The 18,761-nt window shown below is 64.9% G+C and carries 21 protein-coding genes and 1 pseudogene; 12 read left to right on the top strand and 10 right to left on the bottom strand.

What is annotated here, in order from left to right; translation table 11 throughout:
- The first annotated feature begins 193 nt into the window (after positions 1–193).
- A complete protein-coding gene (locus AB4Z42_RS16775; protein ID WP_442010317.1) occupies positions 194–640 on the top strand; it encodes a DUF4383 domain-containing protein in 447 nt (148 codons plus the stop codon).
- On the opposite strand, the gene AB4Z42_RS16770 is transcribed toward AB4Z42_RS16775, so the two are convergent.
- Positions 637–2,589 carry a protein kinase domain-containing protein gene (locus tag AB4Z42_RS16770; RefSeq protein ID WP_442010316.1) on the bottom strand — a complete coding sequence of 651 codons (1,953 nt, stop codon included), beginning with the start codon at positions 2,587–2,589 and terminating at the stop codon, positions 637–639. The two genes, AB4Z42_RS16775 and AB4Z42_RS16770, sit on opposite strands and share 4 nt — an antisense overlap.
- A gap of 40 nt (positions 2,590–2,629) precedes the next feature.
- On the opposite strand from AB4Z42_RS16770, the gene AB4Z42_RS16765 reads away from it, so the two are divergent.
- Complete coding sequence (locus AB4Z42_RS16765; protein ID WP_442010315.1) at positions 2,630–3,112, top strand: DinB family protein; 483 nt, start codon at positions 2,630–2,632, stop codon at positions 3,110–3,112.
- Positions 3,113–3,116: 4 nt separating this feature from the next.
- Here the strand turns inward: AB4Z42_RS16765 and AB4Z42_RS16760 are convergent, their stop codons facing one another.
- Together AB4Z42_RS16760 and AB4Z42_RS16755 are read right to left on the bottom strand one after the other, a co-directional pair.
- The gene (locus AB4Z42_RS16760) at positions 3,117–3,776 is read right to left on the bottom strand and encodes an FKBP-type peptidyl-prolyl cis-trans isomerase (protein ID WP_442010314.1); all 660 of its coding nucleotides are present in this window, start codon (positions 3,774–3,776) and stop codon (positions 3,117–3,119) included.
- Between the two features lie 76 nt (positions 3,777–3,852).
- A complete protein-coding gene (locus tag AB4Z42_RS16755; protein ID WP_442010313.1) occupies positions 3,853–4,188 on the bottom strand; it encodes a hypothetical protein in 336 nt (111 codons plus the stop codon).
- Positions 4,189–4,329: 141 nt separating this feature from the next.
- Here AB4Z42_RS16755 and AB4Z42_RS16750 point away from each other — a divergent pair, with 141 nt between their 5' ends.
- Positions 4,330–5,172, top strand: a complete 843-nt coding sequence (locus AB4Z42_RS16750) for an alpha/beta fold hydrolase (protein WP_442010312.1) — start codon at positions 4,330–4,332, stop codon at positions 5,170–5,172.
- 180 nt (positions 5,173–5,352) lie between these two features.
- Here AB4Z42_RS16750 and AB4Z42_RS16745 read toward each other — a convergent pair whose 3' ends face one another.
- Positions 5,353–6,264 carry an MBL fold metallo-hydrolase gene (locus AB4Z42_RS16745; RefSeq protein WP_442010311.1) on the bottom strand — a complete coding sequence of 304 codons (912 nt, stop codon included), beginning with the start codon at positions 6,262–6,264 and terminating at the stop codon, positions 5,353–5,355.
- Positions 6,265–6,522: 258 nt separating this feature from the next.
- Between AB4Z42_RS16745 and AB4Z42_RS16740 the strand changes: the two genes are divergently transcribed.
- The 4 genes and pseudogenes from AB4Z42_RS16740 (at position 6,523) to AB4Z42_RS16725 (ending at position 8,967) form a co-directional block, all read left to right on the top strand.
- A complete protein-coding gene (locus AB4Z42_RS16740) occupies positions 6,523–6,948 on the top strand; it encodes a hypothetical protein (protein WP_442010310.1) in 426 nt (141 codons plus the stop codon).
- A gap of 155 nt (positions 6,949–7,103) precedes the next feature.
- A complete protein-coding gene (locus tag AB4Z42_RS16735) occupies positions 7,104–7,364 on the top strand; it encodes a DUF4190 domain-containing protein (protein ID WP_442010309.1) in 261 nt (86 codons plus the stop codon).
- Between the two features lie 867 nt (positions 7,365–8,231).
- Positions 8,232–8,402: pseudogene (locus AB4Z42_RS16730) on the top strand (DUF7373 family lipoprotein); the annotation flags it as partial.
- Between the two features lie 100 nt (positions 8,403–8,502).
- On the top strand, positions 8,503–8,967 hold the full coding sequence (locus AB4Z42_RS16725; protein WP_442010308.1) for an SRPBCC family protein: 465 nt from the start codon (positions 8,503–8,505) through the stop codon (positions 8,965–8,967).
- Between the two features lie 196 nt (positions 8,968–9,163).
- Here AB4Z42_RS16725 and AB4Z42_RS16720 read toward each other — a convergent pair whose 3' ends face one another.
- On the bottom strand, positions 9,164–9,994 hold the full coding sequence (locus AB4Z42_RS16720) for a GGDEF domain-containing protein (RefSeq protein ID WP_442010307.1): 831 nt from the start codon (positions 9,992–9,994) through the stop codon (positions 9,164–9,166).
- Here AB4Z42_RS16720 and AB4Z42_RS16715 point away from each other — a divergent pair.
- Positions 9,975–10,211, top strand: a complete 237-nt coding sequence (locus tag AB4Z42_RS16715) for a hypothetical protein (RefSeq protein WP_442010306.1) — start codon at positions 9,975–9,977, stop codon at positions 10,209–10,211. The two genes, AB4Z42_RS16720 and AB4Z42_RS16715, sit on opposite strands and share 20 nt — an antisense overlap.
- Positions 10,212–10,687: 476 nt before the next feature.
- Here the strand turns inward: AB4Z42_RS16715 and AB4Z42_RS16710 are convergent, their stop codons facing one another.
- Positions 10,688–11,248, bottom strand: a complete 561-nt coding sequence (locus AB4Z42_RS16710; protein WP_442010305.1) for a TetR family transcriptional regulator — start codon at positions 11,246–11,248, stop codon at positions 10,688–10,690.
- Positions 11,249–11,333: 85 nt separating this feature from the next.
- Between AB4Z42_RS16710 and AB4Z42_RS16705 the strand changes: the two genes are divergently transcribed.
- The gene (locus AB4Z42_RS16705; protein WP_442010304.1) at positions 11,334–12,230 is read left to right on the top strand and encodes an SDR family oxidoreductase; all 897 of its coding nucleotides are present in this window, start codon (positions 11,334–11,336) and stop codon (positions 12,228–12,230) included.
- 26 nt (positions 12,231–12,256) lie between these two features.
- Here AB4Z42_RS16705 and AB4Z42_RS16700 read toward each other — a convergent pair whose 3' ends face one another.
- A complete protein-coding gene (locus AB4Z42_RS16700; RefSeq protein WP_442010303.1) occupies positions 12,257–13,984 on the bottom strand; it encodes a GMC family oxidoreductase in 1,728 nt (575 codons plus the stop codon).
- A gap of 142 nt (positions 13,985–14,126) precedes the next feature.
- Here AB4Z42_RS16700 and AB4Z42_RS16695 point away from each other — a divergent pair, with 142 nt between their 5' ends.
- Positions 14,127–14,921 carry an SDR family oxidoreductase gene (locus AB4Z42_RS16695; protein WP_442010302.1) on the top strand — a complete coding sequence of 265 codons (795 nt, stop codon included), beginning with the start codon at positions 14,127–14,129 and terminating at the stop codon, positions 14,919–14,921.
- Between the two features lie 129 nt (positions 14,922–15,050).
- Positions 15,051–15,824, top strand: a complete 774-nt coding sequence (locus tag AB4Z42_RS16690; protein WP_442010301.1) for a dienelactone hydrolase family protein — start codon at positions 15,051–15,053, stop codon at positions 15,822–15,824.
- Between the two features lie 9 nt (positions 15,825–15,833).
- On the opposite strand, the gene AB4Z42_RS16685 is transcribed toward AB4Z42_RS16690, so the two are convergent.
- From AB4Z42_RS16685 to AB4Z42_RS16675, 3 genes are all read right to left on the bottom strand, one after another.
- Entirely contained in the window at positions 15,834–15,992 is a 159-nt protein-coding gene (locus AB4Z42_RS16685) for a hypothetical protein (RefSeq protein ID WP_442010300.1), read from the bottom strand.
- Between the two features lie 481 nt (positions 15,993–16,473).
- Positions 16,474–16,983 carry a hypothetical protein gene (locus tag AB4Z42_RS16680; RefSeq protein WP_442010299.1) on the bottom strand — a complete coding sequence of 170 codons (510 nt, stop codon included), beginning with the start codon at positions 16,981–16,983 and terminating at the stop codon, positions 16,474–16,476.
- On the bottom strand, positions 16,976–17,149 hold the full coding sequence (locus AB4Z42_RS16675; protein ID WP_442010298.1) for a hypothetical protein: 174 nt from the start codon (positions 17,147–17,149) through the stop codon (positions 16,976–16,978). The genes AB4Z42_RS16680 and AB4Z42_RS16675 overlap by 8 nt, the downstream gene beginning before the upstream one ends.
- A gap of 50 nt (positions 17,150–17,199) precedes the next feature.
- On the opposite strand from AB4Z42_RS16675, the gene dop reads away from it, so the two are divergent.
- Positions 17,200–18,696, top strand: coding sequence for a depupylase/deamidase Dop (gene dop / locus AB4Z42_RS16670; RefSeq protein ID WP_442010297.1), 1,497 nt, complete (start codon positions 17,200–17,202; stop codon positions 18,694–18,696).
- Positions 18,697–18,761: the final 65 nt, after the last annotated feature.

Genomic DNA, 18,761 nt, shown 5'->3' with positions numbered 1-18,761 from the left:
ACTCGATACCTCCGACAGACGCGTGATCCCGCCGCACTCGCGAGAGCGCGCACGGGATCACGGGTTATGCACTGAGTACACGGAAATTTTGTGTACGCCCGTACAGCTTAATGGCCCTTGACCATTGTCTCTACCTACTACTGAGCGTAGTATACGTGAGGAGCTCATCGCGAACCGTCGACGGAGGTGGGACGTGAAGTGGAGCTTCGCTCAGGCCGGACTTCTGATCATCTGTGTGTTCCACGTCGTGCAGGCGGTCGTCGGTTTCATCGCCGAACCCAGCTTCGCCACCGGACCCGACGCGCCCACCGCCCAGATCCTGGGGATGGACTACAACGGCTGGCATGCGCTGGCCGGCCTCGCGCTCTTCACACCGGGCCTGGTGTTCGCGATGCGCAAGTCGTGGTCGGTGCTGTACCTATTGGCGGCCGCGGTGGCGGGCGCCGTGCCGGGCGTTTGGGCGTTCTTCTCGAATCAGGTCGCCTACATCTTCGCGTTTCCCAACAACATCACCGACGCGGTGGTGCACATCGTCACGTCGGTGGTGATGTTCGCGGTGGCCGCGGTGCAGATCGCTCTTGACGGCGGTCTTCGAAACTCGCTCGCCGATCTGCGCAAGGGGCCGTCGGATAGGCGCTAATCGCCTGTGCGCTCGAATGTGTCGGTGAAATCCCCACCGCCGGTGCACGCACCGCCCGCCGATACAGTCTGGCTTCCGCGCCCGGTGAGCAGCGCGATCGGATCGTCCAACTGCCGGGGCATCGGGTATTCCGCGGTGATCGTCACCTGCGCTGTGCCACCGCCCGGGCACGCCGTGGTGCCTGCCTCGTTGCGCGTCCACTTGTCGTCCGCGAAAATCAGTGTGACCACCCCGTTTTCGGCATGGAACAGGCTCATGCAGCGATCGGCGGTGCGGAGGCAGTAGGTGTTGGCGGAGAGGGCTTTTCCGGGTACGACACCACCTTTCGTGAATGTCGTCGTCTGCCGGTAGCTGCCGTGCAGTGCCTCCGCGGGGGAGACCGCCCGCGGTGGCAGGACGGCGGGATCCGGGACTTTGTTGGGGTCGGGATCGCCAGTGCGGGTGAACTTCACGGTGCGTTTGGCCGAGCACGCGCCGTTCGCGGAAGCCCTGATGGTCTCGCCGGACAAGGTACCGTCCGGATGCGGTTGCAGCGTGAAGATCACCCAGATCTCTTCGGGTTGGTCGCCGCCGCACTGCGCCGAGGCGAGGCCGACAGCGACCCACGTACCGCCCAGTTGATCGAATGTGAGGTTCGACAGCAGGGCCATCCCGGCGCCACTGACATTGGCCGCCGTCGCGACACAACCGCTCGCGCCGCATTCTGAGCGAATCGCCCAATTACTGGTTGTCGCAGGCGCATTCGGGACCGGCTTGCCCTCGAGATCCGTACCGGGACCGTAGTCAGCGGTGTAGGTGCCGCTGAATTCGGCCCCGCTCGGCGAGGTGGACTGTGGGGTAGCGGAGGGCTTGTCGCGCTGACTGAATCCCACGACCGCGACCACGCCGGCGATCACCATCAGCGTGGCGAGGAACACCACGGCGCCGACGAGCAGGCCGCGGTTGCGCTTCGGCGCCGGCGGTATGGCGGTCGCGTGCACAGTGGGGACACTGTGTGGGTAGGAGAAGGCCGGCGGGGCACCGCTGGGTTGTTGCGCCCACGAGTGTGGTTGCGGAGGTGGGTGAACGACGTTGGGCCGACTCGGCCGCGTAATGGATTCCTTTGCAGCAGAAGCCATATCGACGGCGGTGGAGTAGCGGTCGGACGGCTGCTTGGCCAGGCCCCTTGCGATTACCGCGTCCAGCCCGGCCGGAACCGTGCGGCTGAGATCGGATGGTCTCGGTGGTGGGCTGAAGATGTGTCCGCTGGCGACCCTCTCAAAGGTGTCACCGGGGAAAGGCGGCTGGCCGGTGACACACTCGTAGAGCACACACGCCAGCGCATAGATGTCGGAGCTGGGGTTGATGTGGTCGTTGCTGAAACGCTCCGGGGCCATGTATGCCCACGTTCCGATGGTCGAACCGGTCTGCGTCACACCGTCCTCGGCGGTACGGGCGATTCCGAAGTCGATGAGATAGGCGAAGTCGTTCGGTTCGAGCAGGATGTTGGACGGTTTCACGTCGCGGTGGACGAGTCCTGTTCGGTGGGCGTTTTGTAGCGCGGTGGCGATCTGCTCGATGATCGCCACCGCACGGGATGGTTCGAGCGGACCATTGTCGAGCAGGGTGTGGAGGTCGGTGCCCGTGATCAGGCGCATGGTCACGTACAGGCGGCCGTCGATCTCGCCGACGTCGTAGATCGGCACGACGTGGCGGTCGTCCAGGCGTGCTGCGGCGCGGACCTCCCGCCGGAATCGCGTTTCGAATTCCGGGTCTTCACTCAGATTCGGCAACAGCATCTTGAGTGCCACGACACGGTCGATTTCGCCGTCGTATGCGCGCCAGACCTCGCCCATCCCGCCGCGCCCCAGCAACTCGATCAGCTGGTAACGGCCGAATGGCGTGCCTTCCACCGGCTTACGATAACCGGCCACTTGCCGGGTTCGTGGTCTGATAGGGCGAGAGAGCATCTTTGGACACGCGACCGGCGCTCTGTGCGAAAGGAACTCGATGCCCGACAAGACCGACAACCGCCCGCCGCACGGCATTGCGGGGGAGAAGGCGACCTTGACGGCGTTTCTCAACTACCTGCGCGGCGGGATCATTTCGAACGTCGAGGGTGCGCCCGAGCCGCAGGTGCGTTCCGCCGGGGTGCCGTCGGGGACCAGCGTGCTGGGCTTGGCCAAGCACCTGGGCTATGTCGAACGGTTCCTTTTTCTCGGCGAGGACGTCGACGACTGGAGTGCCACGTTCCGGCCTACATCTGACGACACGATAGACGGTGTGCTGGCGGCGTACCGGGACGCGATATCCGAAGCGAACGCGATCATCGACGCATGCGCGAACCTGAGTGAACCCGCGCCGCGATCGGCTCGGCCCCAATCAGCACCGTCCATGCGATGGATCCTCATCCACATGATCGAGGAGACCGGCCGTCACGCCGGCCACGCCGACATCCTGCGTGAGCAGATCGACGGCGCAACAGGTCGCTGATCGGTCAGCTCGTCGCGTTGAGGATCTTGATCGCGAAGACGAGCGTGTCGCCCGGCAGGATTCCGGCGGCGGGCTGACCGTCGGCGTAGCCGTCGGCCGAGGTCATGGCCACGGCGACCGTGGATCCGACTCGCTGCCCTGCGATGGCCTTCTGGAAACCCGCCACGACGCCGGTGAGCGGGAATTCCTCAGGGGCGCCGCGTTCGTAGCTGCTGTCGAAAACAGACCCGTCGCGTCCGTTGACACCCATGTAGCAGACCGAAACCGTTGCCGTGTCGGCGACGACCGGTCCCTCGCCGGCCTGCAGCGTGTGCACCTGGGTTTCCTTGACGCTGAACGGTTTGTCCACCTTGATGTTTGGCGCTGTCGCATCCGTGGAGCCGGTGACAGCCACGCTTCCGGTGGCTCCGGGCAGCGTCCACTCGGGTGTGCCGCCATTGGCAGGCGCTGCTGTCGGGCACGTGCTGGCCGCGGCCGGAGCAGGCGTTTCGGTTGGCGTCTGGGTCTCGGTGACCGAAAACGGGTCCGCGGGGGCGGAGGCTGAGGACGAGCTCGTCGACGAGGCGGCCGAGCCGGAGTCGGAGCCGCACGCGGCGAGCGTCGTCACCAGCAACGTGGCACCGGCTGCGAGCGCGACAGAGGAGGACACACGAGAGAAATTCACGGTCGCCACGCTACAGCCGCACTACGCGTTCGTTGAAGATAGGCCCTACAGCGCGCGGATTGGCCACGCGACCCTCTCAGCAGAACTGGTACTCGACATCCCAGTAGTCGCCCGCCCACCTGGCGGCGAACTGACCGCCGAGCGCCGGGTTGGCGTCATGAATCATTCCCGTGCCGCCCTCTGGAGTGAACCCGGGCGGATCCCAGGTGATCGATTCGAAGACCGGAGGGCTGTCGGGGGTGCAGTCCATCTGCTTGACGATGTAGCCGTCCGCGATCGCGAATTCCGCATTGTCTTGCGTCTGAACCGGCGTGTAGGGGTTCGCGCCCGCCGCGGGCGCCAGGGCAGTGAGCGCACACACGCTGACTGCGGCCAGCACTGCGGCGCCTCTGAAGCGGAACGGTTGCCTCATGACTTCTCCCTGACTTCGATGTTGTCAGGAGTATCCACGGCAATCGTGATCTCCGTTCACGAAACGAATGGGCCGGATGATGAGTTTGTCCCGCGTTGACGGTCTATCTACTCAAGCGATGCGAGATGGAGGGGCGACAGGATGCCAACCAAGCCTTCGCGCAGTGGATATCTGCCGATCAACGGGCTGAATCTGTACTACGAGGTCTACGGCGAACTCGGAACGTCCAAGCCACCGTTGCTGTTGATACCCGGTGCATTCATGGCCACCGATTCGATGAAAACGTGGGCGGAGGCGTTTGCACGGGAGCGCGCCGTGATCGTGTTCGACCAGCAAGGCCACGGCCGCACCGCGGATACGTCGCGGGAGATGTCCTACGCGCAGTTCGGCGACGACGCCGCGGAGTTGTTGCGCGCGTTGGAGATTGAGCGTGTGGATGTGATGGGGTACTCGCAGGGTGGCGGAGTCGCGCTGCAGCTCGCGATCCGTCACCCGTCGCTCGTGAGCAAGTTGGTCTCAATGGCAGCCACTTTCCGCAAGGACGGCTGGTATCCGGTGGTGTCCGAAGCGATCGGGGGTCTGAGCGCCAAGGACTTCGCGGGCACACCCGTTGAGACGGCATTCAAGGAGCACACGCCGGACGCCGAGGCGTTCGACGCCTACCTCGAGAAGATGAAAGTGCTGAACATCGAGGATCAAGACATCAGCGACGAGGAGATGCGGTCGATCTCGGCGAAGACGATGGTCATCGTCGGTGATGCGGACGGCGTGACACTCGAACACGCGCTGACGATGTTCAAGTTGCGCGGCGGCGGCGACGAGGAGGCGACGAGGTCCGGAGTCCTGCAGGACGTTCCGGCTGCGCGCCTGGTGGTTCTGCCTGCCATGTCGCACGTCGGGCTGTCGGGGGCCTCGGAGGTGTTGATCCCGATGGTCAGTGCATTCCTCGATGACGTGCCACCGGCGACGCCGGAACTCTTCTAATCGGTTCGGCGCCGGCAGCGGCGGGCGTGATGGAAGCGGCCGGGACCTTCACCCTCGCGCTAATCGCCTACGCCGCAGGTCGTTCCGGGTCACCACTGTGCCTGTCAGTGTCGCCATCTGACCCTCCAACGAAGTACTACAAGCGATAGTAAACCGGGGGATCGGCAACGACAATCCCCGTCAGTAGTCCCAAGAGGCCGGTACGCACCGGAAGACGTCGCCGTGAGTCGCCACATGACAGACCGACGGGAACGGTAGGTGAGTGGCCACCATTGCCTCGCCGGTCGCCGCCAGCTCCCGCAGGAGTTCGATCCGGACGCGGGCGGACTCCTCGGGGTCGTGTTCAAAGCCGTTGTGCCACTCGGGGTTGTCGAACCCCGGCGCGAACACCGAATCGCCGGCGAACGTCAGTGCATCGCCGCCGGACGCCAGGCGGACGACGCTGTGTCCGGGGGTGTGGCCGCCGTTGCGGGCGACGAGCACTCCCGGGGCAATCTCGTACTCCGTCTCGAATGTCCGGATCTGGCCGCGGTACTCGTTGAGGAACCGCGAGGCGATCGACCGAAGAGCGTCGGGCACCGGCGCCGGCATATCGGTGTGGGTGAAGTCGGGCGCTTCCCAGAACTCGGCCTCACGGGTCGCGACGTGGACCCGCAGATCCGGGCGCAGCCGTTCCTTCAGACCCTGGGTGAGCAGCCCGCCCACGTGGTCCATGTGCAGGTGGGTGAGCACCACGTCGGTCACGCCCGAGGGATCGATACCGGCGGCCTCGAGACGGTGGACTGTCTGCCCGGCCCGCGGGAAGTCGGGGAACTCCACGCCCAGGCCCGCGTCGACGAGGATGGTCCGGCCGCCGCTGCGCACCACGACCACGTTCAGCGGCCAGTCGAGCACGTCCTGCGGCAGAAACATGTCGTTCAGCCAGTTCCCGTACTCGGTCGGATCGGCATTGGTCGCCATCGTTCTGGCGGTGATGGGCAGCACCCCGTCGCTGATCACGAGCACCTCGATGTCGCCGACCTGTACCGCGTAGCGCGACGGAACCAACTCGTCGAGTCCGGTGCTGCCGAGTGAAATGCTGTCCACGCTCATGTTTTCTCCTGACCGCTGTGGGTGAGGACAGGTGAAGTCACCTGTCTGGCTCGTGGAACGCCCTGCGGCGGGGAGATTTATCCAGCCGCGTAGGCCTGCGCTTCTTACCCAGCGGATAGCAAACCCTTCCCTTTCGGGAGTGGAATCTGGCGTCCCAGCGATTACGGAGGGATAGCCGTCCGTCGGACACTTACGTCCACCACCGAAGAAAGCGGCTTCCGCCGGACGCCGATACCCAAGACCTAGGGAGACGCCACCATGAACCTTTCGACCACCAACCGCCCCGTCACGGTTTCCGCACCTGCACGTTGGATCGTGCGCGGCGCCCTGTCCGCAGGCGTGCTTGCCCTCGCGGCCAGCCCGCTCGGGGCTCTCGCCGTCGCGAATGCCACCTATAAGGAATCCGACTTCTCATCGTGCCTGGAACGCGACATGCCGACCGACTACTGCTGCGAACACGCCGGCGGGGTCATGCGCAACGGCGCCTGCATCAATCCGGACGACCTCCTGCAGCCAAGCGGAGGAGCCGTCCTGGAGGTGCATCCGGATCCGCCGAAGAATGTTCCGCCGATCGTGAACACCGATGTGTCCTCAGGAACTTTTGTGGAGGTCCAGCCGGCACCGCCGACGAGGGTTCCGACGCGCGTAACCACCGATGGGCCCGTGCTGACCAACTTCCGGTGACGCTCGCCTCGGCCCATGACATGACTCAACCGGCCACGCTCAGACGCCTCGTCAGGAGTTGAACCCTCGGTCGTTGCGTCTCGTATATAGAGCGTCCCGCAGGCTCAGCACGCGATTCAAAGGAGCAGATCTTGGCATATCCAAACCAATCAATCATGCCACCGTCAGGCTCGCCGCCGGTCTACGTGTCCGTACCGGCGACCAACGGAATGGCGATCGCGGCGCTGATCCTGGTGTTCGTGTTCTTCCCGGTGGGGATCGTCCTCGGGCACGTGGCACGCGGGCAGATCAATCGGACTGGAGAGGGCGGGAGGGGACTGGCGACGGCCGCGCTGATCATCGGCTATCTCCAGGTCGCCTTGATAGTGGCGGTCTTTGGCGGGGCTGCCGTCCTGGTTGCGCTCGGCGCCCAATAGGTATCGCGTGCGGTTGTGACAATCACTGCTTGACAGCGAGGTAGCGACTAACCGTCGCGAACATCCACCGCAAGCTCAGTAGTGCGTCTCGGACTGTTGTGACATAGCCGGAAACGGCCACGGCGAAAGATGGCCGGATTGAGCGATGCACGCCTACTCCGTTCGGCCGTAGGTTCGCGGCGTGACAGGACTGAACGTCGCGCCATGTCCCGACCGGGCGACTCGGTAGCCACGGTACGGAGCGCGATACGGAGACAGTGAGCCTCAGCCTCCGTACCGCAGTCTCTATCCGAACTAACGAGATCGACTGCGTGGAGCCGAAACTCGAGCTGTGCAGCCCTCAGACATTCACTTCAGACGCAAAGGAACTCCATGAATATCGAAATGTACGCAGACGTTGCATTTCTCGTCGTTGCCTGCCTGTGCTTGGTCCTGATCGCCTACGGGAGCATCGCCAAGAACCGCTGGGGCATGAACCTCCGCCGCGTTGCGTGTCCGGACTGCGGAACCGCGATGAGGCGAGTGCGGATGCCGAACTCGCGCCAGCAGGCGGTGTGGGGCGGCCATACCTGTCCGAACTGCCAGTGCGAGATGGACAAATGGGGTCGACGGATTGCCACCGAGAACCACCCACGTCCCTTCGCGTCACCATTGCATCCGCCACACTCAGCTCCGTCGGGCGACCAGTGAGGCCGACCATCGCGATCCCATCTGCCTAGGCATCCGGGTGGGGATGTGGATTGACCGTCAGTTGGGTGGCTCGCCCCTGCTACGCGCGCGTGATCGCGACGCCGCCATCAGGTTGATGGGCGAGGAAATCGCCACTGATCCCGATATCGACCATCCCATCGGCGGTGTGCCGGCCTTGCGGACTCGAAATGCTTCGCGCTGACGCCCGAATCATCAAAAGACACAACGGGATTGAAATTTGAGTGCTACCTACTGTACGACCGCTTTGTCGCAGGCACGTATAGCGGCGATGACGCCGACGCGCGGCAACGCGCCGCCGCGCAGTATTCGCTACTGGCGAAACCGTAGTGGTGCTGGTTATTGGCGTTGCCCGCGTCCTCGTTGCGCTCGGTGCGCAGTAGGGACCACTGTCGTTGCCGTATCGGGCAAGTTTCGGCAGTGTGGGGTTATGAGCAACAACGAAAAGATAACTGTCGAAAGAACCGTCGCAGCACCCGTCGAAGCGATATTCGACGTGCTCTCCAATCCCGAGCGGCACCAGGTGCTCGATGGCTCTGGGTTTATCCGAAGTGTGGACCACGCCGATCGGATTCAACAGGTCGGCGACGTGTTCACGATGAACATGCAGGGTGACCACATGGGTGGCGAATACAAGACTGACAACCACGTGTCCGGCTACGTGAAAGACAAACTGTTGGCCTGGAAGACTGCGCCCGCGGGCACTGAGCCTCCCGGGTGGGAGTGGCTGTGGGAGTTGGAACCGCACGGGCCTGACGAGACGTTGGTTCGCCATACCTACGACTGGTCAAAGGTCACCGACAAGAAACTGCTCGAAAAAGTGAAGTTCCCGCTCGTGACCGAAGATCAGCTGACCGATACCCTCGGCCGACTCGCTGCCGAGATCTCGTCCTGATCATGTAGCCGAAGTCTCCGCTGTCTAGCTGTCGTCATCCGCACCGCCCAGCAGATAGCGGAGCTTCGGTCCTGGCGCCACTGAGCCATCGAGAAGAAGCGCCGAGAATTGCTGGCATCCCGCCATATTCGACCCGGGCCTGCACCGTTAGTGTTTTAGCCGGAAGTGACGTAGCGCACCCTGGTCACAGCAGCCGTCACGGATGTAGCTGTGCTGTCGCGTTACCGCCGTCGCGCTTCGCGTTGAACATCGCATGGTCAGCTCGCTCGATGAGGGTGTCGAGCAACGCCACAGGTTCAACCTTCGGCGCGGCGAAGCTGGCGACGGCAACGCTGACGACCCCGACACTTGCGGTAATCGCATAGTCCGTCGGTGCAGCGATCGCGCGCCTGACGCGATCGAAGTCCCGGTCGGGACTGCTGCCTGGCTCGGCAAAGTCTACGACGACGAATTCCTCACCGCCGAGCCGCGCCACCAATGCACTGCCCCGAACCGCCGACTTGATGCGCCATGCGCTACGAACCAAAACCGCGTCGCCGACCGTGTGACCGAAGCTGTCATTGATTTCTTTGAATCGATCCAGATCGACGACCATCACGATCACCTCGCTGTTCGTGGCGGCGGCGTCGCGTAGGAAGCCTCCGACCTGCATGTGCAGGCCACGCCGGTTGAGCAGACCGGTCAGCGGGTCGGTGACGGACTCGTTGGCGTCGTTACGCAAAGCCCAGATCGCAGCTTGGATCCCCAGCGGTGTCGCGACGACCAGGGCCACCGACGCGAGCGTCTTCATGGTGAAATCAACAACGTCGAGCTGCGCTAGGAAACCAACCTGCGCGGCAAAGGCCGCTGTCGTCACCAGGATCCACACGATATGGCCCGCAAGCGCTTTCGGACCATCGAAGAAGATCAGGAACACCGAAAGCATTGTGAAGAAGCTGAACCCAAACGAGCCCAGTATCCAACTTGGATCCAGCAGGACCATCACGGTAATTGCGATGTCGGCGGAGATGACGAACGCAAGCGACATCCGACGAGAGGGCCACGACCGAAAACACCACGCCCACGCCCAGAAGACTTGCAACGCGACGAACACCGCCACGGCGATCCGCGATGCGCCGGTGCTCGCGGACGGCAGCAGGATCACGGCGCAGATCACCGCGTCTAGCCCCGTACCCAGGCCGATCAAGACCTGGACCGCTCCGGACATCGCCCGCTTGGTGAAGTACTGCACCTGCGCGGCGTAATCGACCGGCTCACTCCACCACTCGCGGACGAGGCGGCCGAACACGACGACACTCTTGGAATACGCCACCAACCCGAACTCCCACTAGCCGCAGTACAGCCGGCCTTCCTGGCCGGCAGTTCAGCGAACTCCCGCCGCCTGGCGCAGCAAACCAACTATAGGGGTAAAAATCTCAGGTGAGGCGACCGTGCGAGGCCTTCACATTCCCGGCACGGCGCGAAGGGTAAGCACCATCTTGGAGATGCCAGCTGCACCGAGAACTGGCGGCCAACCAACGAGCGTCAGGTTGATTGCGAAACGGCCAACTGAACTGCGACCGGACCTGTCCGGCCGTTACGGGCGCCGCCAGCTCGTCGACGCGGTCGCTGGACCTGCGGAACAGGCGGAAACCCCTGAGCGACAGGCGAAAACGACGGGACCAGCGGTGGCGGTACGCGGCATGAGTGTACGGATGCGCCGGCTCGGCCCACCGCGCCGTCAGTGCCCAGTCACCGACTTGAGTTCCGCCAGCGACTCATGGAGGTGCACCGCGATGCTGTGCTCCGCGGGATCGTCGAGCCAGCGCTCGAACGCGACCTTGAATACGGCAGTTCCTGCCTCCGCCGCCAAGCCGGCCGCCGGTTCCGGGACTCCTCGGTCGCGAAGCGCCTGGCCGACCAACTTGGCCATCATCGCGAGCTTGATCAGTTCCCGTTCTCGCAGCGCCGGATGGGCGTCGATGATGTCCTGGCGCCTTCTCGAATGCGATCGCCGGCCGTCGAAGAACCCGGCGGTCGAGGCGAACGCCGCGGCGACGGCGTCAAGAGGGGACAGGTCGCGGGGTGCGGCCCTCAGCGCGTCGGCGACGCTTCGGGCCAGCTCGTCGCCGCGGAACAGCACCTCGCGCTTGTCAGAAAAGTGGCGGAAGAACGTGCGCTCGGTGACCCCTGCCCGCTCGGCGATCTCGGCAACAGTGGTGTCGTCGAAGCCGCGTTCGGCGTAGAGCTCGAGCGCGGCGCGCTCAAGGCGGCCCTTCGCGTCCGGCTCCCATCTACCCATGAGGGAATAGTACGGGGATGACAGTCGCTGACATCAGGTATAAATCTGATGTCAGTCACTGTCATCCCAGCGGAAGGAAATGCAGATGCGTGTTTTCGTCACCGGCGCGTCGGGTCACATCGGTTCATTGGTGGTGCGCGACCTGCTCGGCAACGGTCATCAGGTCTCGGGTTTGGCCCGTTCAGACGCGGGGGCGGACGTAGTGGAGCGGGCCGGAGCCCAGGTCATTCGCGGCACGCTTGACGATCTGGACCTGCTGACGAATGCGGCAGGGGAGTCCGACGGGGTCATCCACCTGGCGTTCAAGCACGATTTCAGCGACTATGCCGGCGCCGTCGAGGCCGATCTTCGGGCGGTGAGGGCCATCGGAGCAGCGCTGGCCGGCTCGGGCAGACCGTTCGTCAATACATCCGGCACCGCAATGCTCGCCACCGGTTCGTCGAGCGCGTTAGGGACCGAGGAGACGGTGCCGTCCTCGGAGGGCCCCCGCGTACCGTCGGAGAACGTCACCCTTGCACTGGCAGACCGAGGCGTGCGCGCCTCGGTGATTCGGCTGGCGCCCACGGTCCACGGACCCACCGACACTCGCGGGTTCATCCCGACCCTCATCGACAATGCACGAAAAACGGGACAGTCCATCTACATCGGCGATGGAGCCAACCGCTGGCCAGCGGTCCACAACGTCGACGCGGCACGGTTGTACCGATTGGCCTTCGAGTCCGCACCGGGCGGGTCCCGATTGCACGGTGCCGCCGAGGAAGGAATCCCGTTCCGGGACATCGCCGAAGCCATAGGCAAGCACCTCGACGTTCCGGCCGTCAGCGTCGATGTAGAGGAAGCCTCGGAACAGCTCGGCTTCATCGGATGGATTGCCTCGCTGGACAACCCGACATCCAGCGCGATCACTCGAAGACTGCTTGGTTGGACGCCCGAGCAACCCACCCTGCTCGAAGACCTGAACGCCGGGCGCTACTTCGCCTGACGGGCGCGCGGCGGTTGGGTGGAGGTTTATTCCGGACCGGCCGTGGCGGTTGTCGCCGACTCACCCAGGATGGCCCGCGCTGCGCGCTCTGCGATCAACATGACTGGCGCGTTGGTGTTGCCGGACGTGATGGTGGGCATCGCCGAAGCGTCAGCCACTCGAAGGCCAGCGACGCCATACACGCGGCAGTCGGTATCTAGCACTGTTTCGGCCGACCGCGGAAGGCCCCGTGCGTCAAAGGATCCCATCGCGCAGGTACCCACCGGATGGAAGATGGTCGTGCCGATTTCACCGGCCGCCGCCTGCAGGTCCTCGTCGCTCACCAGTTGCGGACCTGGAAGCATCTCCTGCGGGGCGTAGCGCGCCAGCGCCGGCGCTGCCATGATCTCTCGAGTCATGCGGAGGCCGATCACGGCGGTTCGGCGATCGGAGTCAGTCGAGAGGTAATTGCAGAGGATCTTAGGGTCGACGAATGGATCCGCGTCGGCCAGTCGCACCGTGCCACGCGAGCTGGGACGGAGGTTGCACACCGAGGGAGTGATCGCTCCGAACGGGTGCAAGGGTTCGCCGAACTTCGCTAGCGACAACGGCTGCACATGCCATTCCAGGTCGGGACTGGCCAGCGCGGGTTCGCTCTTGGCGAAAGCGCCCAGCGTTGAGGGCGGCATGGTCATGGGTCCCGATCGCATCAGTAAGTACTGAAGTCCCATGCCCGCACGAGTGAACAGGTTCCGGTACAGCGTGTTGACGGTGCGCGCACCCCGGACCCGGAAGATCGTCCGAAGCTGGAGATGGTCCTGAAGGTTTTCGCCCACACCCGGCAGATCGACGGTGACCGGCACGTGGTGCCGGCCCAGCAGACCTGCAGGACCCAGACCCGACACCTGCATCAGATGGGGCGAGCCGATGGCTCCGGCGCTCAGGATCACCTCCCGGCGTGCTCGGACATCGACGAGGTGGCCGTCGTGGAGCATGCGCAGACCGGTGACGCGTTGCTGCGCCGTGGTCCAGGCGCCGCGACGCTGATCGCCGCCGACCGTTTCGTTCAGCAGAAGTTGCACGGCGCGCGTCTGCGTGTAGATGGTCAGGTTCGGTCGATGGGCGACGGGATGCAGGAACGCGTCGGCCATCGACCAGCGACGGCCGCGCTTCTGGTTGACGTGAAAATACGCACTTCCGGAGTTGTCACCGCGGTTGAACTCGTCGATCGGGGAGATGCCCACCTCGGCGGCGGCTGCCTGCCAGGCGTCCAGAATCTTCCAGCGCACCCGAGGCCGTTCGACGCGAATCTCACCACCGGCGCCGTGCCACTCGTCGGAGCCGCCGAAGTAGTCCTCCAGCTCCCGGTAGATCGCCAGCGTCTCGCCAGGACCGTTCGAGCCACCCCAGCGCCAACGCTCGTCACCGGTCGCTCGCGCCCACAGGTCGTAATCGGAGGCTTGGCCGCGCATGTGGATCATCGCGTTGATCGACGAGCTGCCGCCGATCACGCGGCCGCGCGCGTAGTGAATGCTGCGGCCGGCCAGACCCGGGTCGGCCTCCGTCGTGAAGCACCAGTCGGTGCGGGGGTTGGCGATCGTGTACAGGTAGCCCACGGGCACCTTGATCCAGAACCAGTTGTCCGTGCCGCCGGCCTCGATCAAGAGCACCCGGCGGTCGGGATCGGCGCTGAGCCGGTTCGCCAGCAGGCAGCCCGCACTACCTGCTCCCACGATGATGAAATCGAATTCGGTTGGGCTGACGACGGGATTCACCTTCCTCCATGACGTCGATACGGCCTTCGACGATCGCATACGGGGGATGACCAAGTCGACAGAGGCGTGGAATACAGACGCGAACAGCCCACTTGGTACGGAGAAGTGACGTCCCTCCAACCCGAGAGCAGAAGGGCGACAAGTGGTAATTAGCCGACTCGCAACGCATGCCGAACTTTTCGATCTGAGTGGTAAGCGCGGCCTCGTCACCGGTGGCACCAGGGGCATCGGGAAGATGATCGCGCGTGGGCTCCTCCAGGCGGGCGCCCGCGTGGTCATCAGCTCACGCACCGCGGAAGCGTGCGGTCAGGCGCAGGAGGAGTTGTCCGAATTCGGCGACGTCCGGGCGGTCCCCGCCGATTTGTCCCGACACGAGGAGTGCAACCGCCTCGCTCACCTCGTTACGGCTGACTCGGGGAGCCTCGACATCCTCGTCAACAATGCGGGTGCGATGTGGGACGAGCCGTTGGCGACGTTCCCGGACACTGCCTGGGACACGGTCATCGACGTCAACCTGAGGGCGCCGTTCTGGTTGGTGCAGGCGCTGCTGCCGGCACTTCGCAGCGCCGGTACCCCCGACGATCCCGCGCGGATCATCAACATCGGCAGCATCGCCGCCATACACATCCCCAACCGGCCGAACTACTCGTACTCCAGCAGTAAGGCTGCGCTGCATCAACTCACCAGAGTGCTCGCCAAGGAACTGGGCCCGCAGCACATCACGGTGAACGCGGTGGCGCCGGGACCGTTCCCGTCCACGATGATGGCTGCGACCCTCGACGAGTTCGGCGAGGCGATCGCGACGTCGGCCCCGCTCCGTCGCATCGGCCGCGACGACGACATGGCGGGTGTCGCCGTGTTCCTCGCCAGTCGGGCAGGTGCCTACCTGACGGGCACCGTCGTCCCCGTCGACGGTGGGATCGCCACGACCGCGTGAACAGTGAAAGTGGCTGCACGACTGTGTTATTGAATAGAGTTGCGATGGTCTTCGGTTAGGTGTTGAGAGCGCGATTCGCCGAGCGCGAAACCAACGACGGCGTCGGTGGTCGCGCGTTACCGTGAGCGCATGATCGTTGTCCAGGAGGTCGAGTACGACGTCGACGGACTGACGATGAGCGCCCACCTGGCTCACCCCGAGGGCGAGGGGCCGTGGCCGGCCGTGCTGATCGGTCACGACGGAGTCGGTCTGGAGCAATATCAACGTCGCCGTGCCGACATCCTCGCCGAGCGCGGATACGTCGCGCTCGCGTTGGACTACCACGCGGGCAGAACGTATTTCGGCCAACCGCAAGCGATGCTGGACCGCGTCATGCCGCTGCTGGCCGACCACGCGCGCATGCTCGCGATAGGTCGTGCGGGGCTCGATGCTCTCCTCGCCGTTCCGGGCGTCGACACGACGCGTCTGGCGGCGCTCGGATACGGCGCCGGCGGACGCATCGTTCTCGAGCTCGCCAGAACGGGCACGCCGTTCGTCGCGGTGGCGGTCGTCCACCCGGCCTTGCCGGACGCCTGCGCCGACGACTGGGCCGACGTCGGCGCGACGTTTCTCTTGTGCACGGGTTCCGAGGATCCGCTGTGCACCCCCGAGCAGCTGACGTCATTCGCCTCCGCGTTACAGGAGGCCGGAAGGGACTGGTACGTCAACGTTTATGGTGGCGCTCAACACGCGTTCTGGGCCGATCCGATGTCATCGGCCGATGCAGGCATCCCGGACCACCCCGTGGCCACGGTCCCAGGAGTAGGTCATCACGCCGCCCATGAGCGACGGGCGTGGCGCGCGGTGCTGGACCTGCTCGATGACGCGATCCGCCAACCCGACGGCAATCGAGTCGGGTCCTGATTGATGATGTCAATCGGGGGATTGATCGTCCTGCTCGTTTCGACGGCGCGCAGCGTCGACAATCTCGGGCGGGGCCGGCCGCCGCAACCAGGCGCGTATCCGCAACAAGCCGCCGGCGACGATGCCGACGGCAAGCACCGCAATAAGGATCCACAGAGCGGTGGACATACGGCTATTGTCCGCCTGCGCCACGGCGTGGGGGCCCTTATCGCACTCACGGAGGAAGGGGTGGTTCGGACTGATACCTCCCGTCTACTACTGGTAACCCGCCATATTCGGTCCTGCCGTATTCCTTCCCGCCCTTATGCGCGACAACGGGTGTTCAGCCAGCGTCGAAGCCAGCGTTTTGGCAGTTTGGCGGCCTCAGTTCTGCCGACCCGCCCCGGGAGGCCCCGTTAGTTTGCTGAACCCCGCGCCATGCCGACCTGACGCAAGGGTCTCACCGGTGATACACCGCTCTACACATGCAATCCCGCCGACTTTGCGCGAATCCCACGACTGGAACTCCGATCGGTCACCCACCCGCACCATCACTAGTTACTAGTCGGTCGACGTCGTCAACAGGGAAGTCCATTCTCAAACAGCAGAGGCGACCACCGAAACGGCGTACCTCACTGGCGATTCGACAAATTCAATTCCGCCGTATTCCTCACTCGCGGTGAAGTGAAACCCGGCTTCGTAGGAAGTCGCCACGCCGTAACCGATCAGGCGCCCGCCGTCTCCTAGGCGGGCGGCCAGCGTCCAGTCCTCGGGCACCCTCACCAAAGATAAGGTCGGCCAGCACCAGATGGCTTGGGCCGCCGATGATTCCACCGGCGATCGCGGCAACCACCGCGATGGCCGCTGCGACCGTCCGGCCCCGCACAGTGGAGATCCTGGACACCAGCCAGCCGACCAGCGAGGCGATGGGCAGGACCAGGACGAGCAGCGCCAGGACGAACCACTCGGCACGCGTCGGTTCACCCTCGATGTTGATGGTGTACTTGCCGGTGACCAGCACAACCAGCGCGGAATTGGCCATGAACACCGCGAATGCCGCCAGCGCGGGCGCCGATCGTGGCCAGAGTCGACGGACCAGCCGGCCGGGGCGCAGCACGGCAGGCAGCCCCTGATCGAGGAACCAGGCGTCAGCCGCCCGCCGCTGTTGAACGTCAATCATGGAGTGCCCGTCGTTCCGGGGGGTCGGTCAGCTGGATCGCCGCTCGCCACAACAGCAGTACGGTCTGCACGCCGACGGCGATCGTCATCATGGCGCCGAGCGCGGCGATGAACCGGCTCGCGGCGGCGACGCGGTCGGCGGCGGAGTCGTCGCTGTCAGACGGCACGGTCGCAGGCTACTGCGGGTCCCCGAAACCGGACAGCCTAGGCTGGCCACATGCAGCGGATTATCGGAACAGAGGTCGAGTACGGCATCTCCTCGCCGTCCGACCCCACCGCGAATCCGATACTCACCTCCACCCAGGCGGTGCTGGCCTACGCGGCAGCCGCCGGCATCCAGCGAGCCAAGCGCACCCGCTGGGATTACGAGGTGGAATCACCCCTGCGCGACGCCCGCGGATTCGACCTGAGCCGCTCGGCGGGCCCGCCGCCGGTGGTGGACGCCGACGAGGTCGGCGCGGCCAACATGATCCTGACCAACGGCGCCCGGCTCTACGTCGACCACGCCCACCCCGAGTACTCCGCGCCCGAGTGCGCAGACCCGCTGGACGCGGTGATCTGGGACAAGGCCGGAGAACGGGTGATGGAGGCGGCGGCGCGCCATGTCGCCAGCGTTCCCGGTGCCGCCAAGCTCCAGCTTTACAAGAACAACATCGACAACAAGGGCGCCTCGTACGGATCCCACGAGAACTACCTGATGTCGCGCCAGACGCCGTTCTCTGCGGTCATCGCGGGGTTGACGCCGTTCTTGGTGTCCCGGCAGGTGATCACCGGTTCCGGCCGCGTAGGCATCGGTCCATCGGGCGACGAGGCGGGGTTCCAGCTGTCGCAGCGCTCCGACTACATCGAGGTCGAGGTCGGTCTCGAGACGACCCTCAAACGCGGCATCATCAACACCCGCGACGAGCCGCATGCCGACGCCGACAAGTACCGGCGGCTGCACGTCATCATCGGTGACGCCAACCTGGCCGAGACGTCGACCTATCTCAAGCTCGGCGCCACAGCGCTGGTGCTGGACCTGATCGAAGAGGGCATGGATCTCTCCGATCTGGCGCTGGCCCGGCCGGTACACGCCGTCCATGTCATCAGTCGCGATCCCTCGCTTCGCGCGACCGTCGCACTCGCTGACGGCCGTGAGCTGACAGGCCTTGCCCTGCAACGGATTTACCTCGACCGGGTGGCCAAGCTGGTGGACAGCCGCGACCCCGACCCGGGTGCCGCCAAGGTCGTGCAGACCTGGGCCGAAATCCTCGACCTCCTCGAGCGCGATCCGATGCAGTGCGCAGAGATCCTCGACTGGCCCGCCAAGCTGCGGCTGCTCGAGGGCTTCCGGCAGCGGGAGAACCTCGGCTGGTCGGCACCACGCCTGCACCTGGTCGATCTGCAGTACTCCGACGTCCGGCTGGACAAGGGGCTGTACAACCGCCTGGTCGCCCGCGGGTCGATGAAGCGACTGGTCACCGAACAACAGGTGATCGACGCAGTGGACAACCCGCCGACCGACACCCGGGCGTACTTCCGTGGCGAATGCCTGCGGCGGTTCGGCGCCGATATCGCGGCGGCCAGCTGGGACTCGGTGATCTTCGACCTCGGGGGCGATTCGCTCGTCCGGATTCCAACGCTCGAGCCGCTGCGCGGGAGCAAGGCTCACGTCGGCGCCCTGCTGGACTCCGTCAACAGCGCCGTCGAACTGGTAGAACAGCTCACTAATTAGGCGTGCTATCCCCGGCAATCTGGCCCCTGACCGGTAGGGTGGGGTGACGGCGGGCAGGCAGTGCG

It is taken from the genome of Mycobacterium sp. 2YAF39 (assembly GCF_052114565.1).
GTDB lineage: Bacteria > Actinomycetota > Actinomycetes > Mycobacteriales > Mycobacteriaceae > Mycobacterium.
This window is presented reverse-complemented; position numbering and strand designations above follow the sequence as displayed.